We start from the raw sequence: 7885 nt of genomic DNA, 5'->3' as shown, positions 1-7885 counted from the left end.
CGCCGTTGGTATTCAGCCGGGCGGCGCTACCCAACCTAATACACACCCGGGCGCCCCAACCCCGCCGGGTGGGGCGCCTCCAGACTTGAGGCAGTACCCCGCGACTTCACCGGAACGGAGGCGGCCCGTGCTGCTGGACCGCTACGACGCCCTGCTGCTCGACCTCGACGGCACCGTGTACCGGGGCCGGGAAGCCGTGCCCGGCGCGGTGGAGGCGGTGGCCGCCGCCCGCGAGCGCGGTGTGGGCATCCGGTTCGTCACCAACAACGCCTCCCGCTCGCCCTCGGACGTGGCCGGGCACCTGGCCGAGCTGGGGTTCGGCGCCTCCCTGGAGGAGGTCAGCACGAGCGCCCAGGCGGGCGCGACGATGCTGCTGGACCTGGTGCCGAAGGGGACGCGGGTGCTGGTGCTGGGCACCGCCGCGCTGGCCGAGGAGGTCCGGTCGCGCGGGTTCGAGCCCGTGGACCGCGCGGACGGCGTCGGGGCCGTGGTCCAGGGGTTGTCGCAGGACCTGGGGTGGCGGGAGCTGGCCGAGGCGTGCGTGGCGGTGCGGGCGGGCGCGCGGTGGGTCGCCTGCAACGTCGACGCGACCCTGCCCACCGAGCGGGGCCTGCTGCCCGGCAACGGCGCGCTGGTGGCCGCCCTGCGGACCGCCACGGGTGCGGAGCCGCTGGTGGCCGGCAAGCCCGCGACGCCGCTGCTGGAGCAGGCGGCGAAGTCGCTGGGCGCGCAGCGGCCGCTGGTGGTGGGCGACCGGTTGGACACCGACATCGCGGGTGCGGTGAACGCGGGCATGGACTCGCTGCTGGTGCTGACCGGCGTGTCCACCGAGGAGGAGGCGCTCGGCCTCCCGGGGGCGCGGCGCCCCACCCACGTCGCGGCGGACCTGTCGATCCTGCATCGGCTACCTTGAAACCGTGAGCTTCGAGGTTCCCCTGCCCGGCCCGCCGCGTGATCCGGTGGCCGGGATCGAGGACGCGCTGGCCGGCCTGGGCGGTTTGGACCAGCTCGACGTGGTCGAGCACGTGGCCAGGTTCGACGACGTGCACGCGGCGTTGACCGCCGCGCTGTCCAGCGTCGACAGGGTCTGACCCGGTGCCGCGCAGGGCTCGGCTGGACGCCGAACTGGTCCGCCGCGGGCTGGCCAGGTCCCGGGAGCACGCCAGTCAACTCGTGGCCGAGGGCCGGGTGACCGTCCGGGGCACGGTGGCCACGAAACCCGCGACCGCGGTCGAGCTGGACACCGCGCTGGTGGTCCGCTCCGACGACAACGACCCGAATTACGCCTCGCGGGGCGCGCACAAGCTCGTCGGCGCGCTGGAGGCGTTCTCCGGGGTGGTGGTGGCGGGCAGGCGCTGCCTGGACGCGGGCGCGTCCACCGGCGGGTTCACCGACGTGCTGCTGCGCGCGGGCGCCCGCCAGGTGGTGGCCGCGGACGTGGGGCGCGGGCTGCTGGACTGGCGGTTGCGCACGGACGACCGGGTCGTGGTCAAGGACCGGACGAACGTGCGCTCGCTGACGCCGGAGGACGTCGGCGGTCCGGTGGACCTGGTGGTGGCCGACCTGTCGTTCATCTCCTTGAGGCTGGTGCTGCCGGCGTTGGCGGCGTGCCTGGAGGAGGGCGGCGACCTGCTGCCGATGGTGAAGCCGCAGTTCGAGGTGGGCAAGGAGCGCCTGGGTTCGGGCGGCGTGGTGCGGGACCCGGGGCTGCGCGCCGAGGCGGTGCTGGACGTGGTCGCGTCCGCCGCCGGTCTCGGCCTGCGGCTGCACGGGGTGACCGCGAGCCCGCTGCCCGGTCCGTCGGGCAACGTCGAGTTCTTCGCCTGGCTGCGCCGGGGCGAACCGCTGTCCGACGAGGCCGCCGCCGCGCTCGTGCGCACGGCCGTGGCCGAAGGACCCCAGTGAGGGGAACTTGGTGACGAGGGAGATCCTGCTGGTCGTCCACACCGGGCGGCGCAGCAACGTGCTGGTCGCCCAGGAGGTCGCGGCGCGGTTCGCGGCGGGCGGGGTGAACCTGCGGGTGCTGGAGGACGAGGCGCCCGACCTCGACCAGTCGTGCTTCACCCAGGTGGTGCCCGCGGACGACAAGGCGGCCGAGGGCGCGGAGCTGGTGTTCGTGCTCGGCGGCGACGGCACGCTGCTGCGCGCGGCCGAGCTGGCGCGCGCGGCGGGGGTGCCGGTGCTGGGGGTGAACCTGGGCCGGGTGGGGTTCCTGGCGGAGGCCGACTCGGACGCGCTGTACGAGGCGATCCGGCACGTCGTGGACCGCGACTACGAGGTCGACGAGCGGATGACGCTCGACGTGACCGCGTTCTCCGGCGGCGAGGTGCTGGGCAGCACGTGGGCGCTCAACGAGGCCAGCGTGGAGAAGAGCACCCGGGAGCGGATCCTGGACGTGGTGGTCGAGGTGGACGGGCGGCCGGTGTCGGCGTTCGGCTGCGACGGCGTGCTGGTGGCCACCCCGACCGGTTCCACGGCCTACGCGTTCTCCGCGGGCGGGCCGGTGGTGTGGCCGGACGTGCAGGCGCTGCTGGTGGTGCCGAGCAACGCGCACGCCCTGTTCGCGCGGCCCCTGGTGGTCTCGCCCGCGTCGGTGGTGGCGCTGGAGGTCGATCCGGAGAGCTACCCGGCGGTGCTGTCCGCGGACGGTCGCCGCACCGTCGACCTGCCGCCCGGCGCGCGGGTCGAGGTGGTCGGCGGCAGCGTGCCGCTGAGGTTGATCAGGCTGCGGCAGGGCCCGTTCACCGACCGGCTCGTGGAGAAGTTCGAGCTGCCGGTGCAGGGGTGGCGGGGTCCCTCGGCCAGGTAGATCAACTGGGGAAAGCCGGCCCCCGAGCACACGGTTCGTCGGTGTCGCCCAGTAGTGTTCTCTGTTGTGCTGGCCGAGATGCGCATCCAGGGCCTCGGTGTGATCGACGAGGCCACCCTTGAGCTCGACCCCGGGTTCACCGTGGTGACGGGCGAGACCGGCGCGGGCAAGACGATGGTCGTCACCGGCCTCCACCTGCTGGGTGGCGGCCGGGCCGAGGCGTCGCGCGTGCGCAACGGCGCGGAGAAGGCGGTGGTCGAGGGCCGGTTCCAGGCCCCCGCGGGCAGCCCGGCGGCCAAGGTCGCCGAGGAGGTCGGCGGTCAGCCCGACGACGACGGCAGCGTGATCGCCGTCCGCACGGTCGGCGCCGACGGCCGGTCCCGCGCCCACCTGGGCGGGCGGGCGGTGCCGGTCGGCGTGCTGGGCGAGCTGGCCGAGCAGCTGCTGGCCGTGCACGGCCAGAACGACCAGCTGCGGCTGCTGAGGCCCGCGGAGCAGCGGTCGGTGCTCGACCGGTTCGCGGGCGACGAGGTCGCCGGGCCGCTGCGCGCCTACCAGAAGACCCGTGACGAGTGGCTGCGCGTGGCCGCCGAGCTGACCGAGCGCACCCGCCGGTCCCACGAGCTGGCCCGCGAGGCCGACCTGCTGCGGCACGGCCTGACCGAGATCACCGCGGTCGACCCGAAACCCGGCGAGGACGAGGAGCTGATCGCGGAGGCGCGCCGGCTCGCCGACGCCGACCAGCTGCGCGAGTCCGCGGCGGGCGCCCAGTACGCGGTGTCGGGCTCCCCGGACGGCGACCCGGACAACCCGGGCGCGCTGGGCCTGATCGGCGAGGCGCGGCGGCGGCTGTCGGCCTCGGAGGACCCCAAGCTGCGCGACCTGGAGCCCCGGCTGGTCGAGGCGGAGACGCTGCTGGCCGACGTGGGCGCGGAGATCGCGTCCTACCTGGAGCACCTGGAGGCCGACCCGGCGCGGCTGGAGCAGGTGCTGGCCCGCCAGGCCGAGCTGAAGTCGCTGACCCGCAAGTACGCCGCGGACGTGGACGGCGTGATCGCGTGGGCGCGAGACGCGGCGGCGCGGCTGTCCGGCCTGGACACCTCCGACGAGGCGCTGGCGGCGCTGGCCGCGCGGCGCGACGAGCTGGCCGTCGAGCTGGCGGGCTACGCGCGGCGGGTGACCGGGGCGCGCGCGGAGGCCGCCGAGGAGCTGGGCAGGGCCGTGTCGGAGGAGCTGACCGGCCTGGCCATGCCGCACGCCACCGTGGAGGTCGTGGTGCGGCCGCGGGTCGCCGAGGCGGGCGACGCGCAGGCGCTGGAGGTCGACGGGCGGCTGCTGCACGCCGGCGCGTCCGGCGTCGACGACGTGGAGCTGAGGCTCATCGCGCACCCCGGCGCGCCCGCGCTGCCCGTGCACAAGGGCGCGTCCGGCGGCGAGCTGTCCCGGGTGATGCTGGCGCTGGAGGTCGTGCTGTCGCACTCCGACCCGGTGCCCACGCTGGTGTTCGACGAGGTCGACGCGGGTGTCGGCGGCCGGGCGGCGGTCGAGGTCGGCCGGCGGCTGGCCAGGCTGGCGCGCAGCCACCAGGTCGTCGTGGTCACGCACCTGCCGCAGGTGGCGGCGTTCGCGGACCGGCACCTGGTGGTCGACAAGACCGCGGACGGCGTGCTGACGCGCAGCGGCGTGCGGCGGCTGGACGAGTCGCAGCGCGTGGTGGAGCTGGCCCGGATGCTCGCCGGCATGGACTCCACCGACACCGGCCGCGCGCACGCCGAGGAGCTGCTGGCGGCCGCGAAGGCGGACAAGGAGAGCGCACCCGTGGTGCGGCGCAAGGCGAAGAAGCGGTGAGCCGACGCCTGCTCGGGGCGGCCCTGCTGGTGCTGGCCGCCGCGGGGGCGGTCGTCGGCACCTTCCTGCCGCTGTCGGTGCTGGAGTCGGGCTACGACCGGGCCGGCGCGGGGCTGCGGATCACGACCACGTCGTGGGCGACCCGCCTGGAGCCGTCGAGGGTCGTGGACCTGGACTTCGGCCGCACGCCCCAGTACGGGGTGCCGATCGTGGTGGCCGGGCTGCTGCTGGCGGTCGCCGCGGCCATGGTGTTCCTGCCCGAGCACCAGCGAGACATCGCCAGGTACACCGCGCTCGGCGCGACCGGCGTGCTGTTCGGCGCGGTGTGGGCGGTGTGGACCGCGGTGTCGGCGGCGCTGAACGAGTCCGCCGGCATCGAGCGCGAGTACCTGAGGGAGACGGCGGGCGGCGGGATCTGGCTGCTCAGCGCGGCGGTGCTGGTCGCGGTGGCGGGGCTGGTGCTGATCCACGCCCGCAGGTCGCCGCCCCGGCCGCAGGGCGCGGTGGTGTACGCGGTGGGCGACGCCGACGAGGACACGCCGCCGTTCGGCATCCCGGTGATCGAGGTGGCGCGGCTGCCGGAGAGCGACTACGCGGGGCCGGGCGGTTCCGGTTCGGCCGATCCGGCCGCTCCGGGCACCGCCGGCCCGGGTGCCGCCGGCTCGGGTGCCGCCGGCTCGGGTGCCGCCGGCTCGGGCACCGCCGGTTCCGGTCCGGCTCAGGCCCCGGCTCCGGCCGGCCAGGACCCCGGCCCCTCGGGACCGGGCGGTCCGCGGCCGGGCGCCGGGGAACCGTCGTGACGCGGCGCGCGGTCGCCGTCGGCGTGCTCGTCGCGGGCGCGCTGCTGGTGGTGCTCGGCTCGCTGTTCCCGCTGTTCGGCGTGGAGCAGGTGGAGCTGTTCGGGCCGGCCGGTCCGGTGTCGGAGGGCCGGCTCGTCAGGGTCGGCATCACCGGGTGGGAGCTGGTCCGCGAGCCCCCGCTCGACGGCGTGGGCGAGCAGGGCGGTCCGGAACCGACCTACGGCCACGCCCTGGTCCTGGCGGCCCTGCTGGCGGGTGTCGGCGCGGCGCTCCAGTTCCGCGCGCCCCGGTTGGCGGTGGCCGGCCGGCTCGCGGCGTTCGCGGGCGCAGGCCTGGTCGCCGGGGTGCTGTGGACGGTCGTGGAGACGTGGTCGGTGCTGTTCGGCGGCCCCCTGCCCGACGAGGACGTCCGCACCTTCGTGGGACCCGGCGGCCACCTGCTGGGCGTGGCGGCGGCGCTGATCGTCGTCGGGACCGCGCTGTCCGTCGAGTGGCCCGCCCGCGCGGCGCGGCCCGCGGGCGCCTCGGTGTACCAGGTGGACGACGACGCGACGCCGCCGTTCGGCATCGCCATCCCGGTGACCGAGCTGGAGCCCGTGGACGACGAGCGGGATCACCCGACCGGGTAGTCCGTCCACTGTGGAGGGGTGACGGGCCCGGCGTGTTGGCCCGGGGGCGCGTGCCGCGTGGGCCACCATCGGGCCATGAAGCTCTCCGGTTTGCTGCGCCGCACGAACCACGAACCGCCGGGCGTCACCGGCGTCGCGCGGGTCGACCGGCGCGCGGGCGACCTGCTGCGGAGGCTCGAACCGGGTGACGTCGCGGTGCTCGACCTCGTCGACGTCGACCGCCGCACCGCCGAGGCCCTGGTGGCCGCCGGGGTGGTCGGGGTGGTCAACGCGTCGCCGTCGATCTCCGGGCGGTTCCCCAACCTCGGGCCGGAGGTGCTCGTCGAGGCGGGGGTCCGGCTGGTCGACGGGGTCGGCACCGGGGTGCTGCGCGACGTGCGGGACGGCGCGAAGGTGCGGCTGCACGAGGGCGGGGTGTTCGTCGGCGACCGCGAGGTGGCGCGGGGCGTCGAGCAGACCGCCGAGTCCGTGGCCGACGCGGTGGTCGAGGCCAGGGCGGGCATGGCGTCGCAGCTGGAGGCGTTCTCCGCCGACACCATCGAGTTCCTGCGCCGGGAGCGGGAGCTGCTGCTCGACGGGGTGGGCGTGCCGGAGCTGGTCGTGCCGATGCGCGACCGGCAGGTGCTGGTCGTGGCCGGCGGGCCGCGGCACGCCGAGGAGCTGCGGAGGCTGCGCAAGTACGTCCGCGAGCACCGGCCCGTGCTGATCGGCGTCGACGCGGGCGCCGACACCCTGCACCGGGCCGGGTTCAAGCCGGACGTGATCGTCGGCGACCCGGACGGCATCGGCACCGAGGCGCTGCGCGCCGGGTCCGAGGTCGTGGTGCCCGCGCAGACCGACGGGCACGCGCCCGGGTTGGAGCGTATCCAGGACCTCGGCATCGGAGCGGTGACGTTCCCCGCGGACGGCAACCCCGAGGACCTGGCGCTGCTGCTGGCCGAGGCGCACGGCGCGGCCCTGGTGGTGACCGTGGGGGTGCAGGCCGGGCTGCGGGAGTTCCTGGACCGGGGGCGCTCGGGGTCGAACCCGTCGACGTTCCTGACGCGGCTCAAGCTGGGCGACAAGCTCGTGGACGGGCGGGCCGTCGCGGTGCTGCACCGCGGCCGGGTGTCGACGGGCGCGGTCGCGCTGCTGGTGTCGGCGGCGGTCGTGGTGATGGTGGCCGCGCTGACCGCGTCCGGTGTCGGGCAGGCGTACCTGGACGTGGTGGCCGACGCGGTCGGGTCGGCCGTGACCTGGGTGAAGGGGTTGTTCCGGTGATCTCGCTGCGCTACCACGTCGTCACCATCGCCGCGGTGTTCCTGGCGCTGGCCGTGGGCGTGGTGCTGGGGTCGACCGCGATCAGCGGCCGGTTGCTGTCCGGGTTGACCGACGACAACAGCGACCTGGGTCGCGAGGTCGTCGCGCTGCGGGAGGAGCGCAACGCGCAGGACGCGCGGCTGGCCGAGGCGGACCGGTTCGCCGGCGCGGTCGGGCCGCTGGCGGTGGAGGGGCGGCTCGCCGGCCGGACGGTCGTGCTGGTGACCACGGCGGACGCCGGTCCGGACGACCGGGACGCGCTGGCGAAGCTGCTGCACGTGGCCGGGGCCGAGGTGACGGGGGAGGTGCAGCTCACCGACTCCTTCGCCGACCCCGACAAGGCAGACCAGCTGCTGGGCATGGTGGCGCGGCTCCAGCCCGCCGGGACCCAGCTGCCCACCGGGGCCGACCCGGGCACGCGGGCGGGCGCACAGCGCGGGGCGGTGCTGCTCCTCGGCCCGGAGGACCAGCCCCGGGCGACCGATGCGGAGGCCGAGGCG

At 76.0% G+C, this 7885-nt stretch carries 9 protein-coding genes; all 9 read left to right on the top strand.

Annotation, left to right across the window (positions count from 1 at the left end; translation table 11 throughout):
* Positions 1 to 127 precede the first annotated feature (127 nt).
* On the top strand, positions 128 to 913 hold the full coding sequence (locus tag ACFV4N_RS36225; RefSeq protein ID WP_499677180.1) for an HAD-IIA family hydrolase: 786 nt from the start codon (positions 128 to 130) through the stop codon (positions 911 to 913).
* 4 nt (positions 914 to 917) lie between these two features.
* Entirely contained in the window at positions 918 to 1091 is a 174-nt protein-coding gene (locus ACFV4N_RS36220) for a hypothetical protein (protein WP_499677179.1), read from the top strand.
* A 4-nt stretch (positions 1092 to 1095) separates the two neighbouring features.
* The gene (locus ACFV4N_RS36215) at positions 1096 to 1905 is read left to right on the top strand and encodes a TlyA family RNA methyltransferase (RefSeq protein WP_499677178.1); all 810 of its coding nucleotides are present in this window, start codon (positions 1096 to 1098) and stop codon (positions 1903 to 1905) included.
* A gap of 10 nt (positions 1906 to 1915) precedes the next feature.
* A complete protein-coding gene (locus ACFV4N_RS36210) occupies positions 1916 to 2809 on the top strand; it encodes an NAD kinase (protein ID WP_499677177.1) in 894 nt (297 codons plus the stop codon).
* 66 nt (positions 2810 to 2875) lie between these two features.
* Entirely contained in the window at positions 2876 to 4657 is a 1782-nt protein-coding gene (recN, locus tag ACFV4N_RS36205; protein WP_499677181.1) for a DNA repair protein RecN, read from the top strand.
* Complete coding sequence (locus tag ACFV4N_RS36200) at positions 4654 to 5457, top strand: hypothetical protein (RefSeq protein ID WP_499677176.1); 804 nt, start codon at positions 4654 to 4656, stop codon at positions 5455 to 5457. The genes recN and ACFV4N_RS36200 overlap by 4 nt, the downstream gene beginning before the upstream one ends.
* On the top strand, positions 5454 to 6086 hold the full coding sequence (locus ACFV4N_RS36195) for a hypothetical protein (protein WP_499677175.1): 633 nt from the start codon (positions 5454 to 5456) through the stop codon (positions 6084 to 6086). The genes ACFV4N_RS36200 and ACFV4N_RS36195 overlap by 4 nt, the downstream gene beginning before the upstream one ends.
* Before the next feature lie 75 nt (positions 6087 to 6161).
* A complete protein-coding gene (gene steA, locus ACFV4N_RS36190) occupies positions 6162 to 7346 on the top strand; it encodes a putative cytokinetic ring protein SteA (RefSeq protein WP_499677174.1) in 1185 nt (394 codons plus the stop codon).
* Positions 7343 to 7885 (top strand): copper transporter (locus tag ACFV4N_RS36185; RefSeq protein ID WP_499677173.1); only part of this gene is annotated, 543 nt, incomplete at its 3' end. The genes steA and ACFV4N_RS36185, both read left to right, overlap by 4 nt.

Source organism: Actinosynnema sp. NPDC059797 (assembly GCF_042732085.1).
Classification (GTDB): domain Bacteria; phylum Actinomycetota; class Actinomycetes; order Mycobacteriales; family Pseudonocardiaceae; genus Actinosynnema.
This window is presented reverse-complemented; position numbering and strand designations above follow the sequence as displayed.

Excerpts from the sequence above, each read along its gene's own strand:
- steA (WP_499677174.1), top strand. The coding sequence starts at position 6,162 with ATGAAGCTCTCCGGTTTGCTGCGCCGCACGAACCACGAACCGCCGGGC.